This window comes from Pseudomonas sp. P7779, from assembly GCF_013386315.1.
Classification (GTDB): domain Bacteria; phylum Pseudomonadota; class Gammaproteobacteria; order Pseudomonadales; family Pseudomonadaceae; genus Aquipseudomonas.
In genome coordinates this window covers 1-307 of the sequence record NZ_JACARZ010000236.1, presented here as the reverse complement: position 1 = coordinate 307, position 307 = coordinate 1, and the positions used below count along the sequence as shown (strand labels likewise).

At 61.9% G+C, this 307-nt stretch carries 1 pseudogene; it reads left to right on the top strand.

The features are described 5' to 3' along the window. Positions 1 to 46 precede the first annotated feature (46 nt). Positions 47 to 307: pseudogene (locus tag HX869_RS31360) on the top strand (ATP-dependent RecD-like DNA helicase); the annotation flags it as partial.

The following is a 307-nucleotide window of genomic DNA, read 5'->3' as shown; positions in this document are numbered from 1 at the left end:
GCCGATGAACAAGGGCGCATGCGGAGTTGGAGCGCTCAACGAAGCGTTGCAGCAGGCCATCAACCCTCATCCGTCGGCCGTCGTTCGCCGCTATGGCGCGTGCTTCGGTGTTGGCGACAAGGTCTTGCAGACCCGCAACAACTACGACCTGGAGATCTTCAACGGCGACATGGGCCTGGTTGAGGCCGTCGATGACGACAACTCGGTCCTGCACGTGTCGTTCGACGGCAAACACGTGGCAGTGCCGTTCGACGATCTGGACGACATGCGCCTGGCGTACGCGATGACGATCCACAAGTCGCAGGGC